17 protein-coding genes are annotated in these 17,490 nt (G+C 59.0%); 9 read left to right on the top strand and 8 right to left on the bottom strand.

Annotated elements, in window-relative coordinates:
- Positions 1-38 precede the first annotated feature (38 nt).
- On the bottom strand, positions 39-644 hold the full coding sequence (locus tag C7H10_RS11175) for a YigZ family protein (protein ID WP_061333090.1): 606 nt from the start codon (positions 642-644) through the stop codon (positions 39-41).
- Positions 645-654: 10 nt separating this feature from the next.
- Between C7H10_RS11175 and C7H10_RS11170 the strand changes: the two genes are divergently transcribed.
- Entirely contained in the window at positions 655-849 is a 195-nt protein-coding gene (locus tag C7H10_RS11170; RefSeq protein ID WP_061333089.1) for a hypothetical protein, read from the top strand.
- Here C7H10_RS11170 and C7H10_RS11165 read toward each other — a convergent pair.
- Positions 826-2,142, bottom strand: a complete 1,317-nt coding sequence (locus C7H10_RS11165) for a sensor histidine kinase (RefSeq protein WP_106694936.1) — start codon at positions 2,140-2,142, stop codon at positions 826-828. The two genes, C7H10_RS11170 and C7H10_RS11165, sit on opposite strands and share 24 nt — an antisense overlap.
- A complete protein-coding gene (locus tag C7H10_RS11160) occupies positions 2,139-2,828 on the bottom strand; it encodes a response regulator transcription factor (protein WP_106694935.1) in 690 nt (229 codons plus the stop codon). Before C7H10_RS11160 ends, C7H10_RS11165 begins: the two co-directional genes overlap by 4 nt.
- Positions 2,829-3,004: 176 nt before the next feature.
- Between C7H10_RS11160 and C7H10_RS11155 the strand changes: the two genes are divergently transcribed.
- From C7H10_RS11155 to C7H10_RS11140, 4 genes are all read left to right on the top strand, one after another.
- The gene (locus C7H10_RS11155; protein WP_106694934.1) at positions 3,005-3,382 is read left to right on the top strand and encodes a hypothetical protein; all 378 of its coding nucleotides are present in this window, start codon (positions 3,005-3,007) and stop codon (positions 3,380-3,382) included.
- A gap of 59 nt (positions 3,383-3,441) precedes the next feature.
- Positions 3,442-4,608, top strand: a complete 1,167-nt coding sequence (locus tag C7H10_RS11150) for a GNAT family N-acetyltransferase (protein ID WP_106694933.1) — start codon at positions 3,442-3,444, stop codon at positions 4,606-4,608.
- Positions 4,609-4,656: 48 nt separating this feature from the next.
- Positions 4,657-5,325 (top strand): hypothetical protein, encoded by a 669-nt coding sequence (locus C7H10_RS11145; RefSeq protein WP_106694932.1) that lies wholly within the window; start codon positions 4,657-4,659, stop codon positions 5,323-5,325.
- A 94-nt stretch (positions 5,326-5,419) separates the two neighbouring features.
- On the top strand, positions 5,420-6,190 hold the full coding sequence (locus C7H10_RS11140; RefSeq protein ID WP_106694931.1) for a DUF3750 domain-containing protein: 771 nt from the start codon (positions 5,420-5,422) through the stop codon (positions 6,188-6,190).
- Positions 6,191-6,331: 141 nt separating this feature from the next.
- Here the strand turns inward: C7H10_RS11140 and C7H10_RS11135 are convergent, their stop codons facing one another.
- The 3 genes from C7H10_RS11135 to C7H10_RS11125 form a co-directional block, all read right to left on the bottom strand.
- Positions 6,332-7,672: a hypothetical protein gene (locus C7H10_RS11135; RefSeq protein WP_106694930.1), complete on the bottom strand. Its 1,341-nt coding sequence runs from the start codon at positions 7,670-7,672 to the stop codon at positions 6,332-6,334.
- Between the two features lie 85 nt (positions 7,673-7,757).
- A complete protein-coding gene (locus C7H10_RS11130; RefSeq protein ID WP_106694929.1) occupies positions 7,758-8,069 on the bottom strand; it encodes an AzlD family protein in 312 nt (103 codons plus the stop codon).
- Positions 8,059-8,805: an AzlC family ABC transporter permease gene (locus C7H10_RS11125; RefSeq protein WP_106694928.1), complete on the bottom strand. Its 747-nt coding sequence runs from the start codon at positions 8,803-8,805 to the stop codon at positions 8,059-8,061. The genes C7H10_RS11130 and C7H10_RS11125 overlap by 11 nt, the downstream gene beginning before the upstream one ends.
- 303 nt (positions 8,806-9,108) lie before the next feature.
- On the opposite strand from C7H10_RS11125, the gene C7H10_RS11120 reads away from it, so the two are divergent.
- The 4 genes from C7H10_RS11120 (at position 9,109) to C7H10_RS11105 (ending at position 16,270) form a co-directional block, all read left to right on the top strand.
- The gene (locus tag C7H10_RS11120) at positions 9,109-12,612 is read left to right on the top strand and encodes an indolepyruvate ferredoxin oxidoreductase family protein (RefSeq protein WP_106695174.1); all 3,504 of its coding nucleotides are present in this window, start codon (positions 9,109-9,111) and stop codon (positions 12,610-12,612) included.
- Positions 12,613-12,677: 65 nt separating this feature from the next.
- Positions 12,678-13,778, top strand: coding sequence for a Leu/Phe/Val dehydrogenase (locus tag C7H10_RS11115; protein WP_106694927.1), 1,101 nt, complete (start codon positions 12,678-12,680; stop codon positions 13,776-13,778).
- A gap of 91 nt (positions 13,779-13,869) precedes the next feature.
- Positions 13,870-15,282 carry a sodium-dependent transporter gene (locus C7H10_RS11110; protein WP_106694926.1) on the top strand — a complete coding sequence of 471 codons (1,413 nt, stop codon included), beginning with the start codon at positions 13,870-13,872 and terminating at the stop codon, positions 15,280-15,282.
- 160 nt (positions 15,283-15,442) lie between these two features.
- A complete protein-coding gene (locus C7H10_RS11105) occupies positions 15,443-16,270 on the top strand; it encodes a metal-dependent hydrolase (RefSeq protein ID WP_106694925.1) in 828 nt (275 codons plus the stop codon).
- 94 nt (positions 16,271-16,364) lie between these two features.
- Here the strand turns inward: C7H10_RS11105 and C7H10_RS11100 are convergent, their stop codons facing one another.
- Both C7H10_RS11100 and C7H10_RS11095 read right to left on the bottom strand, forming a co-directional pair.
- A complete protein-coding gene (locus C7H10_RS11100; RefSeq protein WP_106694924.1) occupies positions 16,365-16,580 on the bottom strand; it encodes a dodecin in 216 nt (71 codons plus the stop codon).
- 142 nt (positions 16,581-16,722) lie between these two features.
- Complete coding sequence (locus tag C7H10_RS11095; protein ID WP_106694923.1) at positions 16,723-17,454, bottom strand: polyamine aminopropyltransferase; 732 nt, start codon at positions 17,452-17,454, stop codon at positions 16,723-16,725.
- Positions 17,455-17,490 lie beyond the last annotated feature (36 nt).

Here is a 17,490-nt window from a genome sequence, read left to right as displayed (position 1 = left end):
TATACGCCCGACCGGGCACTTTCAGTTTGCCACCCGGTTCAGGTTTCCAAACGGTAATCCAGCTTTTGCGCATCGCAGAACGCAGCGAACTCTGTCGCACGGGCTTCAGGTACCGACACCAGCGCATTGACCCGGTTACTGTACTGAATCGATTCAATGTGGCCTTCATGGCCTTCACACCAGTGCCGAAGTGGCTGTTCGTCTGCAAAACCCAGAACCACCTCTGCCTGCACCCGGATCTGCTGTATGGTCCGGCCCACCTCCGATAACACGCTCTCTGCCGCGCCGGCGTAGGCGCGAACCAAACCGCCCGCACCCAGCTTGATGCCCCCGAAGTAGCGGACAACGATCACCAGTACGTCCCCCATGTCCTTGTGCTGGACCACGTTCAGGATGGGCTTGCCGGCAGTACCAGAGGGTTCGCCATCGTCATTCATGGCGGCTTCGGCCGCCGAACCGGGCCGGCCAATCTGGTAGGCCCAGCACACATGACGGGCGTCCGGGTAGTCCCGGTGGGCACGGGCAACGTGTTCCCTGACCTCATCACGGGAGCTTACCGGATACACCCGGGCGATGAAGCGGCTCTTCTTCACTTCCGTTTCTCGCTCAAGGTATCCTGAGGGTACAGGGTAATCTTTACTCATGGAGCAACCTATGACCTCCGAAGATAACGATCAAAACAGTCCTGGCACCGCTGCCCCGGCAAAAATACGCAAGGCGGCCTGCGGCATTCGCTTTGATGAGGACGAGCTGCTAGAAGGCATCGACTTCTCAGCCGCTGAACGCCTTAAACCCGAAGGTGAGCCAAAACCTGCCAAAAGGCAGTCAACCACCGATAAAAACGGGTAGCCGGATGGTCACCTGCAGGCCGCCCTCGGAACGGTTCCGGGCCGAGATTGCGCCATCGTGAGCGTTGACAATGTCCCGGGCAATGGCCAGCCCCAATCCCCACCCCTTACCGCCCCGGGATTTATCAGCCCGGAAAAACGGCTCGAACAACTGTTGCAATAACTCGTCTGGTGCGCCGGGGCCATCATCGGCAATATCCAGCTGTATGCTGCCATCCACCAACGCTAATGATGCGTGCACGGATTTCCCCGGTGGCGTGTGGTCCAGCGCATTCTGTAATACGTTATCCAAAGCTCGCTGCAATAACCCCGAATCCCCAAGCACCGACACCGCTCTGGTGTCGTCAGCTGCGGTGAGTTTACAGTCCACCCCACGGTGTTCGGCGTAATCGGCCGCATCCCGCAGCACCCGGTTCATCAGCGCCAGAGGTTTCACCGGCTCACGTTCCATCGAGCCACCGTTCTCGGACACCCGGTAAAGGGTCAGAATTTGTCCGGTCATGGTTTCCAGCCGCTCGTTCTGGCGCAGGATGCTGTCCATGAGTGCGGGGTCGGCACCGCCGTCACTGGCAAGTTCAATGGCAACCCTCTGTCGCGCCAGCGGCGTTCTCAGGTCATGGGAAATATCACGCAGCAGGTGGTTCTGGCGTTCCAGTAACTGACACAGCCGATCGGTCATGGCGTTAAAAGCACTGGCCAGCTGACCGACTTCGTCCCGGCGGCGGGCAATCCGGTTTGGAACCCGCAACTGGGTGTCGCCATCCGCGATTGCCTTTGCCGTCGACTCCATGTGGCGCAAAGGCCTGGAAACGAATCGGGCAATCCACCAACAAGCCAGAGAGATCAGCACAAAAGCCAGTCCAAGCTCGACAAAGCGGAAGAATTTAGGGTCTAGCCAGCCATCACTGCCCATACGCGGCCAGGCAACCAGTTGATAGCCTTCTTCCAGAGTGATGACCGCAGGCTTGTTGGGATACCAGCCCGACTGGATGCGTTCCCGAATCTGGCGTGGCAACCGGTGATGTCCCTCTTCTTTTTCGATCAGCATCAGGTGCAGGTCAAGGCGTTCGCCTTCGGCTCTCAGAAAACGCCACATCGCCCCGCGATCTTCTCCCAAGCGCAGGGCCAGGGCTTCCCGGGCCAGCTCATGCAATCCTACCTGGCGCTCAATGGCCTGGCGTTCCCGGTCCAGCAGATACCGGGTTGCGAGATTGCTGGCCACAACAGTGACCGCCATGGCGAGCCAGATTGACAGGAAAATTCGCCAGAACAGGGGGAACATAAAACGCTTCATACAGCAGGCACCCGGTAGCTGTAACCCAGGCCTCGTACGGTTTCGATTCGAGGAGGATCATCATTGCCGAGCTTCTTGCGCAGGTTGCTGATGTGCATGTCCAGAGTACGATCGTAGGCTTCCAGCCTGCGGCCAAGGGCCCACTGCATCAGGTCGGTTTTGCGCACCACACTGCCGGCGTGGGCCAGCAACACCTGAAGCACCTCGTATTCGGTCGCTGTCAGTTCCAGGGGCGCATCATCCTGATATATTCGCCGTTGGCCGGGCTCCACCCGCAGGTCCCCGTAGGTGCGGTTGGCGTCCACGTCGGATTTCTGGTCCCAGGCGATGCGGCGAAGCAGCGCCTGCAGGCGGGCAACCAGCTCGCGGGGATTGCAGGGTTTCGGGATGTAATCATCGGCGCCCACCTCAAAACCGACAATACGGTCGGTCTCGTCGCCCCGGGCGGTCAGCAGAATCACCGGCAGGTGGGTTTGCCCACGAAGTTCGCGCAGCACATCCAGGCCATTGATGTCTGGCAACATGATATCCAGAACCACAATATCGCAATCCTGCCCCAACGCCAGGGCCAGGCCATCCCGGCCATTGGACGCTTCCCGTACCGTGAATCCCTGATTGGTCAGGTATCTGGCCAGCAGTTCTCTCAGCTCGTCATCGTCTTCGATCAACAATACCCGGTTCTGCATGCTGCTCTCTCGTCTGTTACACGGCCACAGTCTAGCACGGCCGCCAGAGGGTTCTGATCTACCACGTTTTTTCTTTACCGAACCTTTACAACACCCTGACACCATCTGACTTAACACGGCGTACCATGGCAATCATCCGATAACGCCTGACAGGCAAAACCCCAGAGATAATCGTTATGAACGCAAAATCATCTTTGCTCACTGCCGGTGTGCTGATGGCCGCACTGTTTGCCGCCAGCCCGGCTGCCATGGCGGACCATCATGGCAACAAGCACAAAGCCGGAAAGTGGGACAAACAGGAAATGTGTGAAAACTTCCGCGAGGGCAAAGGCCCATTCAGTGAAGAAATGCGGGAGAAGTACCAGGAAAAGCGAGAAATGCGCCAGCAAAAGATGCAGGAGCACCGAGCAGACATGGCCGACCGCCTGAAACTGAACGAAGAACAGCGTCAGATCTGGGACGAAATCCACCAGGAACGCCAGGAAAAGCATCAGAATCGCCGTGGTAACTGGCAGGAAAAAATGGAAAAGCACTGCGCCAACACAGGGGAGTGATCACCAGCCGGGTTCTGTCGTATGGTATAAGGTCACCGAACCAGGCTTGATCCGACCCCATGACCGAACCCGCTGTTCCTGAAATCACACTAAGCACCTGCGCCAGCATTGCCGATATCCCGGAGCGGGACTGGCAACGGCTGGCCGGGTGCGACAACCCCTTCCTGCGCCATGAATTCTTTCAGGCACTGGAACGCTCAGGCTGCACCCGCACCGAAACCGGCTGGACACCCAGCCATCTGGTATTTCGCGTTGACGGTAAAATTTGTGGCCTCGCCCCGGCCTACCTGAAAAGCCACTCCATGGGCGAATATGTTTTCGACTTCAGTTGGGCGGAAGCCTATCAACGCTATAACCTGCCCTATTATCCCAAACTCCTGATCGCTGTGCCGTTCACCCCCTCGCAAGGCCGCAGGTTTTTGTTGGATGACGGCTTCCGCGAACAGCTCACACCGGCACTGCTTGACTCGCTTCTGACCGACCTGACCAAACAGATTGGGGCGCACTCCTGGCATCTGCTGTTCCCGAACACTGCCGACCAGGCGCTGCTTCAGCATGAGGGCGAACTGCACCGCATCGGTTGCCAGTTTCACTGGCACAACCACGGCTATGAAGGATTTGACGATTTCCTGGCGGCGCTCACCTCCCGCAAGCGCAAATCCATTCGCAAGGAACGCCGGCAAGTGGCCGAACAGGGCATCCACTTCCAGCATTTTCAGGGGCGGGATATCTCAGATCAGGTACTGTCGTCCTTCTACGTGTTCTACCAGGCCACCTACCTCAAGCGCGGCCGCCCACCCTACCTGAACAAGCTGTTCTTCGAGCAATTGCGGGAGACCATGCCAGAGCAACTGCACCTGATCATGGCGGTTCGCGAAGGCCGGCTGATTGCCGGCGCCCTGTTCCTGGCCAGCAACACCACCCTGTATGGTCGTTACTGGGGCTGCCTGGAAGAATACAACCACCTGCATTTCGAAACCTGCTACTACCAGGGCATTGAACTGGCCCTGAAACTCGGGCTCCAGCACTTTGACGCGGGCGCACAGGGGGAACACAAACTGGTACGGGGCTTTGAACCCACCGTCACCCATTCCTGGCACGGTATCTTGCACCCGGGGTTTCGGGAGGCTATCCAAAGCTTCACACACGAAGAAGCAGAGCATGTGATAAGTTACTTTAACGACGCGCAATCCGCCCTGCCATTCCGACAGCAGGAGCCGGATTAGCCTCTATACTGTAACCTCAGTACGGGAATTCGACGGAGGTCGAACGCCATGGACACTGGCCAACTGGGCACTTTTCTCTCATCAGATCATCTGCCGTTACTGCTCTCGGCTGCAGCCATGCTGCTTGCCTTGGGCTCCATCCTGTTTACCGCCAGCGCCCGGCGTCGGCACCGGGAGGAGTTAACAACCCTGCGTGAGCGGGCCGACACCCTCTGGCGGGAGGTCGACGAGTTTCGGGTAGCGCAGTTCAACCGCACGGGCGAGTCCGGTTCATCACCACACATGTCCTCTTTGTTTGACGAAGCCCGGTACCGCACTGAAAAAGAAGCCTATGACAAACTCTGGCCACAGGTGTGGCACCTGTACGAGCGCCTGGGCATGTTCCTCAGGGCCGTTGAAGCCGGTGAGGCATCGGGGGAATTGAGACTGGAAGCCCGCCATGCGGCCCTCGAAGCCCGGAATCTTCTGAACAGAAATCGCCCATTCTGCAGCGACGTGGTCGACGGGCTCGCCACCCGACTGATTGATACCGAAATCAAGGCACACCTGGCAGCCTGCCAGCATCTTGACCTGCTGAAAGATGTCTCCAACACCTCGTCCAGCCATGACCGACGGGTGTTGCAGGACAAATGCCACAGCCTGCACGAAGGCGATGCTCGGGACCTGATCAACCAGCTCGCATCAACCATCCGCGAAAGAAGTATCCGTAACTCATAGAGTGCGACCCGGGTTATATTGCTTTGACCAAGGGTGATCCGGAACTTATTTGCCCGGGTACAGTCTGTGAAACCTCCCCAAGACGGACACGCCAATGACACGACTATTGAAGTACTCTGGCTGGTTTCTGGGCGCACTGCTGTTGCTGTTTTCCGGCCCCCTCCTGCTGGCAGCCACCGGCACCCAGCCAGAACGAAATGCCTGGCAAACCGCCAGCCGTGACAGCGCTGGTATAGCACCGGCGGCGGTAGACACTCACGAAGCCATCGTTCAGGTATACGGCGCCCGGGCCTGGAGCTGGCGCGGCTATTTCGCGGTACACACCTGGGTGGCCACCAAAGAGGAAGGCGCCGATCACTACAAGGTGCACGAGGTCATTGGCTGGCGCCAGCACGTAGTCAGCTCCCGCCCGGACGATCCAGATCGCCACTGGTTCGGCGCCCGGCCAGAGTTGTATGCCGATATCCGGGGCGATGAGGCCAAGGCACTGATTCCCGACATCTACGAGGCGGTGCAGTCATACCCGTACATTAACGAATACGAGGCCTGGCCCGGCCCCAACAGCAACACCTTCGTGGCCTGGGTGATCCGGGAAACACCGGGGCTGAACGTGGCGTTACCCAACCACGCCATCGGCAAGGATTACCTTGGTAGTCGTGTGGGGGCAGCAACGCCCGGCGGTGCCGGTTATCAGCTCTCGCTGGGAGGCTATGTTGGTGTCCTGGCGGGTGCTCGGGAAGGCGTGGAGCTGAATATTCTGGGATTGTCGCTGGGTGTTAATCCCTTGGCGCTGGGGATCAAGTTACCTGGGATTGGTGAGCTGGCTCTGCGTAATACCAACCCCATGCCAGACTCAACTCACTGAGTTTGAACACGGCCGGGGAGCGGGTAAGCCTCCCAAAACACGCTCCTTCGGCACATCCATGTGGCGCTTGGGCTCCGCCATCCCTGGCTCCGCACAGTTTTGTGAGGCTTACCCGCTCCCCGACCTCCATCGGTGTTGGACCTAGAGTTTTGCGAACTCCAAATACCGACTGGCCGCCTGTTTTTTCTCATCCTGAGAATTCAACAATTCCAGGCGTAGCCGGTCGATCAACTTCAGATAGTCATCCAGCGGTGATTTCTTTTTGCCCTGATCCTTGGAAGCCTCGATAAAGTCCTGCTGCTTCTTGCGAATTTCATTTAGCTTTTCCAGAGCGTTCTGGATGGCTTCAATGCGGGCATTTACCGGACCATTACCGTTAGAGTTCCCGTTTCCGTTTCCGTTGGCGGCTTCATTACCACCGCGCACACCAAGGAAGGTGCTCTCCGCCGGCGCGGACTCAGTGTTCTGCTCCGCCATATCCAGCTCCTCCAGGGTACGCACCTCACCATCTGTGGTCAGGTAAATGCCGGAAGCCTTGATCTGGCCCAGGGGAACGCCCTGCGGGTTGGTCAAGGTAAACTGATCCTCTACGCTGCCAACGTAAAGAGCCTGGACGCCCACCTCCTCCAGTGACCGCAAGGCACCGCCGCCGTCGGCGGTTTGTACCCAGACCGACAGGGATTTGAACACTTCGTCGTTAGCATCGATCCAGCGGTTGCCGTCGTCGTCATATTTGGCCAGCTCGCCGAAACCGGAGCCGGTTTGGGGGCCGAACAGTTCGGAGCCGTCGTCCACTTTGCCATTACCGTTGCGGTCGAACACCAGGTAGCCACTGCCCGCACCCAGGCTGGCGAACTGGCTGGTCTGGCCGTCACCATTCATGTCGAATTCGAACAGGGTATCGGTCAGCCGCGCGGTGGAGGCACCGAAGTTGATCACCAGTGGGTCAGTCAGCGGGCGTTCCTGGATCTGGATCAGTTCGGAGTATTCGTAGGTGCGTGACTGTGACTGGCGCAGCGACAGCGTGAAGTCGATGGTTTCGCCATTCTGCAGGGTAATGCTGCCGGTGGAGGCAAAGCTGCGACTCTCGCTTTCCGAATAGAACATGTAGCGGCCAGCGGTCACAGACAGGCTGCCCTGGGATTCACCCACAGCCTCGCCACCCAGCGCAGCCCGGCTCACGGTCAGGGCCTGCTGGCCGAGCAGGAACAGGTCGGCGGATTTTTCAATCCGCTCGGCACTGGTGAACGAGGCTGTGCGATTGTCCCCATTGACCTGGCTGGCACTGCTGAACGCAAGCTGTTCCTGGCTGCTATAGCGGTAGGCCGCCTGCCGGAACAAAGACAACTCGGTAGCGCCGGCCTGCAATCCCTGTTGAGGCAAACCCGCGTTCTGCTGGGTAATGCGCAACTGGCTACTGTCCATAGCCTGCACCTGGCGGGTGCTGTTCTGAAACAGGGAAATCTGACTGGATGAAATCATGGTGTTCGTACCTCAACTGACCTGTCAGGGTATCGGCACCACACCAAAAAACTTGAGCAGTTTTTAACCAGACAAAATCAGAGACTTAGTTGAGATACCGCACCAACGCGGCGGCCAGAAGGCCCAGGGTAATGGCCGGCAGAGGTTTGCGGATGGCCAGCATGGCAACGCCGGTGGTCACTAGCGCAGCCAGGGCACCCAGATCGCCAGCCACCGCCATGGGCACAATAATGGCAATCAGCACCGAGCTCGCCATGGTGTTGATGAAACTCTCAACCCGCGGGCTGATGCGCAGGAACGACATGATGAACACCCCGCCGAAGCGGGTTACGAGGGTCACCACTGCCATGATGGCGATCAACGCCAGAACACCCAGGGTTGTGGTTTCAATCGCCATGCCGGACCTCCAGGTTATCTTCCCGGCTCTGGGCTCCGGGTTCCAGCCAGAACAGTCCGATCACACCACCAGCCAGTGCACCCACCACAACGTGCATATTGGGCGGCAGCCATTTCCACGCCGCCAGCGAAGCAGCACCTGCCACCAGCCAAGCCACGAGAATACGCGGCGATTTCTTGCCACCGAGGGCCATGGCCAACAGAAAGCAGCCCAGTACCATATCCAGGCCCAGTGCTCTGGGGTTCTGTAACAGGCCACCGAAGTACACACCCAACCCGGTACCGATCATCCAGGCCAGCCAAAGCACCAGCCCACCACCCAGGATCACCTCAAGATTGCGCCGACCACTCTGATACTCCTGCGCCGAGACCGCCCAGTTGGCGTCTGTCAGCAACAGCAATAGTCCGTAGCGCTTGCCCGGCGAGACGTCTCTGAGCATGGGGTACAAAGAAGCGCCCATCAGCAGGTGCCGGGAGTTGATGGCAAACACCACGGCAATCATTGGCAGCACCGAGACTTCGGTGCCCCACATGTCCACCGCGGCGAACTGGGACGCACCGGCGAACACGGTGGTGCTCATCAGGATGCATTCAAGCGGCGACAAGCCCTTCTGGATGGCCGCCAGGCCAAAGGCAGCACCAAACGCCACCACGAACAATGAGATGGGAAGTAAACGAAAAAACTCAGCTCGCACCCTGTGCGGCTGAAATTGGTAAGGATATAAACTGGCAGACATTACGAGAAACTAAGCCGGAACCGCCAAAACGCGAATAGGTAATAACCGCTAGCCCGGAATTATTTTTCCTATTTTGCTCAATCAGTTATATGAACAAATCACACTTTTGCGAACTCGGTCGCCCCGCCCTTGTTGACGTGAACGTAAACTTATTCTAGTTTGTTTTTCGTCCAGCCCCAAAAGGGCAACCCGGCCAATCCACCGGGCAGGACTGATGAAATCGAACATCCGGCCAAAAGCCGGGATTACAAAAACAAGACAAACCTACCGCCGCGATCCGGCCAGGTGGGAGAGGATTTCAACATGTCTGATCTTTTACGCTCCCCAAAGGGGCTGCGTCCCGTCAGCCTTGACGATGTCTGGGAAAAAGATGCCGGTTCGGTCTACATGAACGGCAGCCAGGCCCTGGCGAGACTTCCCCTGCTCCAAGCCCAACTCGACCGCAAGAACAACCTGAACACCGCAGGCTTTATCTCTGGCTATCGCGGATCTCCCCTCGGCGGTTTTGACAAGGTTCTGTGGAAAGCCCGGGACCATCTCAAAGAAAATAATATCCATTTTCTACCCGGCGTGAATGAAGACCTTGGCGCCACCGCTGTCTGGGGCAGCCAGCAGGTCAACATCTTTGAAGGTGCCCGTTACGACGGCGTGTTTGCACTCTGGTATGGCAAAGGCCCGGGCGTGGACCGCACCGGTGATGTGTTCAAGCACGCTAACGCGGCGGGCACTTCGCGGTTTGGTGGCGTATTGGCGGTTGCGGGCGACGACCACGCCTGCAAGTCCTCCACCCTGCCCCATCAAAGTGATTATGCATTCCTGGATGCGGGTATGCCCGTGCTCAACCCCGCCGGCATTCAGGACATCCTGGACCTGGGTCTATACGGCTGGGCCATGTCGCGGTTTAGTGGCTGCTGGATTGGCTTCAAAGCCCTGGCCGAAAACATGGATTCGTCCATTTCGGCCAACCTGGATCTCAGCCGAATCAACATCCGCATTCCTACACAGTTTCCCATGCCGGAAGGTGGCCTGAACTCCCGCTGGCCAGACAAACCTATGGCGCAGGAGGAGCGCCTGCACCGGCACAAGCTGGAAGCCGCCAAGGCCTTTTGCCGGGCCAACCGCCTGGACCGCACGGTGCTTTCGGTTAAACAGCCCCGGCTGGGTATCGTCACCACCGGCAAAGCCTACCTGGATGTGATCCAGGCGCTGGCAGACCTCGGCTTGGGCGATGAGGAGCGTGAAGCCATCGGGCTGGCGGTTTACAAGGTCGCCATGCCCTGGCCTCTGGAACCCGAGGGCATGTTTGAGTTTGCCTCGGGGCTGGAGGAAATTCTGGTGGTCGAGGAAAAACGGGGACTGATTGAAGAACAGATCAAGACCCAGCTTTACACCTGGCAGGATGGCCGACGCCCCAATGTCATCGGCAAGCGGGACGACCAGGGTAACGACCTGCTACCAACCATCGCCGAACTGACACCGGCCATGGTGGCACGGGCCATCGCCTCTCGCCTGGATGGCCGTTATTGCAACGATAAACTGCAACAGCGTCTCGGTTTCCTGACCGAAAAAGAAAACAGTCTGGCGCAACCCCGGGAGCGACTGGAGCGGACTCCGCACTTCTGCTCTGGCTGCCCCCACAACACCTCCACCCAGGTACCGGAAGGAAGCCGCGCCCTCGGCGGCATTGGCTGTCACTACATGGCGACCTGGATGGAACGGGGTACCGACACCTTCACGCAGATGGGTGGTGAAGGCGTCACCTGGCTTGGCCAGGCACCGTTTACCAACCAGAAACACGTGTTCCAGAATCTGGGCGACGGCACCTACTTTCACTCAGGCGTACTGGCCATTCGCGCGGCCATCGCTTCCGGTGCCAACATCACCTACAAGATTCTCTACAACGACGCCGTGGCCATGACCGGCGGCCAGCCGGTGGATGGCACCCTGACGGTGCAGCAGATCAGCCATCAGCTGTATGGTGAGGGCGTGCGACGTATCGCGGTGGTCAGCGACGATATCGACAAATACCCGTCGCGGGCCGATTTCGCGGACCGCACCACCTTCCATCACCGGGACGACCTGGACGCCCTGCAACGGGAAATGCGTGAGATCGAAGGCTGTTCGGTGATCATCTATGACCAGACCTGCGCGGCCGAAAAGCGCCGACGCCGCAAGCGCGGCACCATGGAAGACCCAAACCAGCGCGTGATGATTCACTCGGACGTGTGCGAAGGCTGCGGTGATTGCGGTATCCAGTCCAACTGCCTGTCGATTCTGCCTAAAGACACAGACGCCGGGCGCAAACGCACCATTGACCAGTCCTCCTGCAACAAGGACTTCTCCTGCGTGCGCGGTTTCTGCCCGAGCTTTGTCACCGTCAAAGGCGGCAAACTGAAGAAGCCAGCCGGCGTCAGCTCAGACGTGGACTTCCCTGAGCTTCCGGAACCCACGCCGGTCACCGGCAATAATCCTTACGGTATTCTGCTGACCGGCGTCGGCGGCACCGGCGTGGTGACCGTCAGTGCCCTGCTGGGCATGGCAGCCCACCTTGAGGGCAAAGGCGTCTCAGTGCTGGACCAGGCTGGCCTGGCCCAGAAGTTCGGCGCTGTCGTCAGCCATATCCGCATCAGTGACCGGCAAGATAACATCCATGCCGTGCGGATTCCCGCCGGCGAGGCCGACCTGATGATTGCCTTTGATCTGATGGTCGCCGCCACCGACGATGCCCTGGCCAAACTGGATAATCGTTTCTCACGGGCGGTGGTCAATACCGAGCAGGCCATGCCCGCCGCCTTTACCCGAGACCCGGACATCCAGTTCCCCGGTGAATCCATGGAGCAGACCGTCAAGGAAGCCTGCCGGCCCGATGGCAGCTGGTTCCTCAATGCCGGCGACCTTGCCAAAGCTCTAATGGGTGACGGCATGGCGGTCAACCTGTTCACCGTCGGCTTCGCCTGGCAACAGGGGTTGCTGCCGCTCAGTGCCGCAGCCATAGAGCGGGCCATTGAGCTTAACAACGTGGCGGTCGACAAAAACAAAAAGGCCTTTCTGTGGGGCCGCCGGGCTGCCCATGATCTGGAGCGGGTGATGGCCCTGGCGTTCCCGAAACCCAAAGGCACACCTGTGCAGGTGATGGAAACCACGGATCAACTGATCAAACGCAACATGGAACACCTGAGCGAGTACCAGAACACTGCCCTGGCCAAGCGTTATGAAAGGCTGGTGCGCCAGGCGGAACACACCATCTCCCAGAAACTTGGCCGGGACCCACTGCTGTTCCGGGCCATCGCCGACAACTACGCCAAGGTACTGGCCTACAAAGACGAGTACGAAGTGGCGCGACTGTTCAGCAATGGCAGCCTGCGCAAGCAGCTGGAGGAGCAGTTCGAGGGCGACATTGAGCTGGAATTCAATCTGGCACCGCCCCTGCTCAGCCGGAGCAAAAATGGCGAACGCCCGAAGAAACACACCTTTGGTCCCTGGATGGAAACCGTGTTCGCCTGGCTGGCGAAAGCCCGAAGCCTGCGAGGCACGCCCCTGGACCCTTTCGGATACACCGCGGACCGCCGCCTGGAGCGCAAGATCATCCGGGAATATGAGGCCGATGTGGCGTTCCTGCTCAAACACCTGAGCAAAGACCACGCCGATGCCGCGCGAAACCTGGCCAGCCTGCCCGCGAAGGTCCGCGGTTACGGCCCGGTCAAAGAAGCGGCCTATCATGCCTCCCGAAAAGAACGGGCGCAGTACCGGGCTGAACTGAACCCCGGTGAACGGGCACACCAACAAATCGCCAACGCGGCGGTCTAAAACAAAAACAGCCGGCGCAGGCCCCACAAGGGTAGCGGCCGGCCACGGAACAGAGGTGAAACGCCATGAACGTATTCAGCCATCCGGAGTTCGATCACCACGAACACCTGTCTTTTGTCTGCGACGCCGAAACCGGCCTGAAGGGCATCGTTGCCATCCACAATACGTCACGGGGTGCAGCACTCGGCGGTTGCCGAATGTTCCCCTACGCAAGCGATGAGGAAGCGTTGCGGGACGTGTTGCGACTGTCCCGGGGGATGACCTATAAATCGGCCCTGGCCAATCTCGACCTGGGCGGCGGCAAGTCGGTCATCATCGGCGACCCGCGAAAGCACAAGACCGAAGCCCTGCTCGAAGCCATGGGCAGGCACCTGGAAAGCCTCGGCGGCCAGTACATCGCCGCGGAAGACTCCGGCACCAGCGTGCCAGACCTGAAAGTGATGGGCCGCCATACCCGGCACGTGGCCGGCGTAACCACCCGCACCGGGTTTGACGGCCAGCCCAGCACGGGCGACCCTTCGCCGGTAACCGCCTACGGCACCTTTATTGGCCTTAAAGCAGCCGTAAAGCACAAGCTCGGCACGGATAATCTGACCGGCCTGAAGGTGGCCATCCAGGGCATTGGCAATGTTGGCTTCCGCCTGGCCCGCTACCTGAAAGAGGCCGGTGCAGAACTGTGGGTCACCGACATTCACGCCGATAACCTCAAGCGCGCAGTGGACGAGTTTGGTGCAACGCCCGTTGGCTCCGATGACATCCTGAGCCTGCCGGTGGATGTTGTAGCCCCCTGCGCCATGGGTGCAGTGCTGAACGACCAGAGCATTCCGGCCATCCGGGCGGCCATCGTTGCCGGCGCCGCGAACAATCTCCTGGACCGCCCCGAACATGATGCGGCCCTCAAACACCGGGGCATCCTCTACGCTCCGGATTTCGCCATCAACGCCGGCGGGATCATCGATGTATTCTACGAACGCACCGGAGGCTCACCCGAGCAAATCCGCGCCCACGTAGACACCATCGGTGACACCCTGTCGGAAATATTCCAGCGCTCTGATCGCACCGGGCTCCCCACCGGTGAGATCGCCAATGAACTGGCAGAAGAGCGCTTCCGAAAGCACGCCGCGGGTGCTGGGCTGGCGCCCAGGCGGCTGGCTTGCGCCGGGTGACCTGACACCGGTGCTTCCCCTTGGGGGCCGCAGGGTTCTGCGGCTCCCCTTTTAACCCCTGAAACAAAAACAACACCTTCGGGAGATCACTATGTCTGTCACTTCATCCGGCTCCGCCTCCTATTCGGATGCCCTTGAGGGCTCCAATGCAAAACGAGGGCTATGGTCCTCACGGTTCGCCTTTATTCTGGCTGCCACCGGCTCCGCCGTCGGGCTTGGCAATATCTGGAAATTCCCCTACGTTACCGGCGAAAATGGTGGCGGCGCCTTTGTACTGGTGTACCTGCTGTGCATCGCCGTTGTCGGCATTCCCATCATGATGGCCGAAGTCATGATCGGCCGCCGGGGTGGTCGCAGCCCGGTCAACAGCATCCGACTGATTACCGAACGGGACAGACTTAAACCAGCCTGGAAACTGGTAGGCGCCATCGGCGTTCTTGCTGGCTTTTTAATACTGTCGTTCTACTCGGTGATTGGTGGTTGGGCAATATCCTACGTGGGCACAACCGCCAGCGGGCAGCTGGCCGGGCAATCCGCCGAAGCTGTGGGAGCCATTTTCTCCGGCTTGCTAAGCAATCCGTCCACCCTGCTGCTTTGGCACACGGTGTTTATGGCCCTGGTCATGGTGGTCGTCGCCCGGGGTGTCCGCTCCGGCCTTGAGCGGGCCGTCAGTATCCTGATGCCAGCGCTGTTCGTATTGTTGCTGCTGGTGGTCGGCTACGCGATGACCACCGGCCACTTCGGCCAGGCCGCAGCGTTCCTGTTCCAGCCCGACTTTTCCAAACTCACCACCTCAGGCGTCCTGGTCGCCCTTGGCCATGCCTTCTTTACCCTGAGTTTGGGCATGGCGGTGATGATGGCCTATGGCTCTTATCTGCCGAAGAAAATCTCCATCGCCAAGACCTCCATCACGGTGTCAGTCATCGACACCGGCGTAGCACTGCTGGCAGGGCTGGCGATCTTTCCCATTGTCTTTGCCAACGGCCTCGAACCCGGTGCCGGCCCCGGCCTGATTTTCCAGACACTGCCCCTCGCGTTCGGCCAGATGCCCATGGGTACACTGTTCGGCACCCTGTTCTTCGTGTTGCTGATCTTCGCCGCCTGGACCTCCGGCATCTCCCTGCTGGAGCCCATCGTGGAATGGCTGGAAGAGCAGAAAGGCATGAACCGGACCATCAGCACCATCGCCGCAGGTGGCGTGTGCTGGGCCCTGGGCATTGCCTCCGTGCTGTCACTGAACCTGTGGGCGGACGTTGCCCCGCTGGGCTTCATTCCCATGCTGGAGGGCAAAACCATCTTCGACCTGCTCGACTTCTTCACCGCCAACATCCTGTTACCGCTGGGTGGCCTGCTGGTCGCACTGTTTGCCGGCTGGGTGATGTCCCGCCAGGCCATGGAGAACGAACTGTCGTTGTCACCGACCATGTTCAACCTGTGGTTTATCACCGTGCGGTTTGTTACCCCGGTGGCCGTTGCCATCGTGTTTATCTACAACCTGATGTAACCCCTATTGCCCGGGCAATAGACTGCCCGGGCTCTCCCATCCCGCCTGTTCCGGGCAGCAACGTACCAATTGATAAGCATCTGTCCCTTTCTGACCGGACTTTTACGGCTCTTGGCGCGTAATGTGTGATTGTCAGACAAACACAATCGAGGCAGTCGCTATGTCAGCAGTCACAGCATCTTTTCCGGTACGCCGTCAGGACTTTGGTTTTGAGGATGTACCGCGCCACTGGGTCGACAGTGACCCGTTTTTGACCCACCTGTTCAACGCCCTCTCCGCACTTTTCCCAGACGGTGAGCGCTTCTTCGTGGACAGTGTTCGGGCAGTACGTGACCAGATCAACGACCCTCAGTTGCAGAAGGACATCAGCGCCTTTATCGGGCAGGAGGCCATGCACGCGAAGGAGCATGGCCACTTCAACGAGGGTGCCATCAATCAGGGTTTCGATATCAAGAAACTGGAAGGCTGGACCCGAGGCTTCCTGTCCGCGAAAGACCTGCCGCTGCTCAACAACAAGCGGGTGCATCTGGCTGCTACCGTTGCCCTGGAGCACTTCACCGGCATCCTCTCAGCGCAGCTGCTGAAGCGCGAAGACCTGGTGAATGCCATCGACCCGTCCATGCGAACCCTGTGGGCCTGGCACTGTGTCGAAGAGAACGAACACAAAGCGGTGGCCTTCGACACCTATGAACAACTCTACGATAAGACCGTAGTGGACTACGCCATCCGCATGGGTGTCATGGCGTTGATCACAACGCTGATCATGGTAGCCATCCACTCGTTCATTTTTGAGCTGATGCGCGAAGACAAGCAGTTACTGAATCTGAAGTCCTGGGCCAAAGGTCTGAACCGTGTGTGGGGCCGCAAGGGCATGTTCACCGCGATCATTCCGGAGTACCTGGATTACTTCAAACCAGACTTCCACCCCTGGCAGCACGACACCGAGTTCCTGCTGCACAAATGGCGCAAGCAGCTGAACTTCGCCTGATGCCCGCGCCTGCTCGCCGGACTCAGTCCGGTTTTCGGGCAGGCAAGGCTTCCCCCTTCACAGACGTCGGTCTGGATATCCACCTGCAAAGAACTCAGCTGTCGGCAATGCGAAAGCCGACTTTCATCACAACCTGATAGTGGCCAACCTTGCCGTCAACGATGTGGCCGCGGGTTTCGGTCACTTCAAACCACTCCATGTTGCGGACGCTTTTTCCGCACTCCTGAAGCGCATTATCTATGGCGTCTTCAATGCCTTTCTTTGAAGAACCGACAATTTCCACCTTTTTATATACGTGGTGATCAGACATGAAAACCTCCTGAAAGCTGCTCCTTTTACTTGAGCCTAGAAGACCAGGGGGCTGTCAGCAAACCGGGGATCGTGGTTACCAGGGGTAGTGATTACCCCAACCTTGCACTGGCTGGGGCCTTGGAAAAAGCCGCTTAAGGTTTTCAGCCTGGTTTGCGGGCCACGTAGACGGTGTTGAATGATTCGCGGTTCTGGAAGGGGTTGTAGAAGCTGACAACGTGGCAGGCCAAGTCGGTAAACACTTCCCCCAGAGTCGCCATGAATTCATCGTCCTCACCTTCGTTGGACCACATGGCAAACACGCCACGGGGTTTGAGTTGCCGGGCCATGAGGCGGAGGTTGTTGGCGGTGTAGAAGCTGGCACTGGAATCGTGCAGCAGCGCTCTGGGAGAGTGGTCGATGTCTAGCAGAACGGCGTCGAACTGTTTGCCCGGTGCTTCCGGGTCGAAGCCGCCGGTTTCGGGGTCAGCGATGGCGAGGTCGAAGAAGCTGCCGTGTATGTAGCGGTTGCGGGGGTCGGCGTTGAGGTCTTTGCCGAGGGGCACTTTTTCTTGCTGGTGCCAGCCGATGACGGGTTTCAGGTATTCCACCACAAGCAGTTCGCTGACGCGCTCATGTTTGAGAGCTGCGACAGCGGTATAGCCAAGGCCGAGTCCGCCCACAACAACACTGAGCTTGTCGCCTTCGGTTTCGCCCAGGCCGATGTCTGAGAGGGCCACTTCGGCGTCGACAAACATGCTGGACATGAGGAATTCTTCGCCCAGTTTCACTTCGTAGATATCCCGGTCACCCAGTGCCGGAATCCTGCGGCGGCGCAGCGTGATTTCCCCGATCACCGAGGGCTGGCTGTCAATTTGTTCGAAAAGCAGTCCCATAGTCTTTGACTCTTATTCTGGAATTTCACGAGCGCG

This window comes from Marinobacter shengliensis, from assembly GCF_003007715.1.
GTDB lineage: Bacteria > Pseudomonadota > Gammaproteobacteria > Pseudomonadales > Oleiphilaceae > Marinobacter > Marinobacter shengliensis.
This window is presented reverse-complemented; position numbering and strand designations above follow the sequence as displayed.

Excerpts from the sequence above, each read along its gene's own strand:
- C7H10_RS11135 (WP_106694930.1), bottom strand. The coding sequence starts at position 7,672 with ATGATTTCATCCAGTCAGATTTCCCTGTTTCAGAACAGCACCCGCCAG.
- C7H10_RS11095 (WP_106694923.1), bottom strand. The coding sequence starts at position 17,454 with ATGGGACTGCTTTTCGAACAAATTGACAGCCAGCCCTCGGTGATCGGG.
- C7H10_RS11160 (WP_106694935.1), bottom strand. The coding sequence starts at position 2,828 with ATGCAGAACCGGGTATTGTTGATCGAAGACGATGACGAGCTGAGAGAA.
- C7H10_RS11175 (WP_061333090.1), bottom strand. The coding sequence starts at position 644 with ATGAGTAAAGATTACCCTGTACCCTCAGGATACCTTGAGCGAGAAACG.
- C7H10_RS11140 (WP_106694931.1), top strand. The coding sequence starts at position 5,420 with ATGACACGACTATTGAAGTACTCTGGCTGGTTTCTGGGCGCACTGCTG.
- C7H10_RS11145 (WP_106694932.1), top strand. The coding sequence starts at position 4,657 with ATGGACACTGGCCAACTGGGCACTTTTCTCTCATCAGATCATCTGCCG.
- C7H10_RS11155 (WP_106694934.1), top strand. The coding sequence starts at position 3,005 with ATGAACGCAAAATCATCTTTGCTCACTGCCGGTGTGCTGATGGCCGCA.
- C7H10_RS11130 (WP_106694929.1), bottom strand. The coding sequence starts at position 8,069 with ATGGCGATTGAAACCACAACCCTGGGTGTTCTGGCGTTGATCGCCATC.
- C7H10_RS11100 (WP_106694924.1), bottom strand. The coding sequence starts at position 16,580 with ATGTCTGATCACCACGTATATAAAAAGGTGGAAATTGTCGGTTCTTCA.
- C7H10_RS11150 (WP_106694933.1), top strand. The coding sequence starts at position 3,442 with ATGACCGAACCCGCTGTTCCTGAAATCACACTAAGCACCTGCGCCAGC.
- C7H10_RS11170 (WP_061333089.1), top strand. The coding sequence starts at position 655 with ATGACCTCCGAAGATAACGATCAAAACAGTCCTGGCACCGCTGCCCCG.
- C7H10_RS11120 (WP_106695174.1), top strand. The coding sequence starts at position 9,109 with ATGTCTGATCTTTTACGCTCCCCAAAGGGGCTGCGTCCCGTCAGCCTT.
- C7H10_RS11105 (WP_106694925.1), top strand. The coding sequence starts at position 15,443 with ATGTCAGCAGTCACAGCATCTTTTCCGGTACGCCGTCAGGACTTTGGT.
- C7H10_RS11165 (WP_106694936.1), bottom strand. The coding sequence starts at position 2,142 with ATGAAGCGTTTTATGTTCCCCCTGTTCTGGCGAATTTTCCTGTCAATC.
- C7H10_RS11110 (WP_106694926.1), top strand. The coding sequence starts at position 13,870 with ATGTCTGTCACTTCATCCGGCTCCGCCTCCTATTCGGATGCCCTTGAG.
- C7H10_RS11125 (WP_106694928.1), bottom strand. The coding sequence starts at position 8,805 with ATGTCTGCCAGTTTATATCCTTACCAATTTCAGCCGCACAGGGTGCGA.
- C7H10_RS11115 (WP_106694927.1), top strand. The coding sequence starts at position 12,678 with ATGAACGTATTCAGCCATCCGGAGTTCGATCACCACGAACACCTGTCT.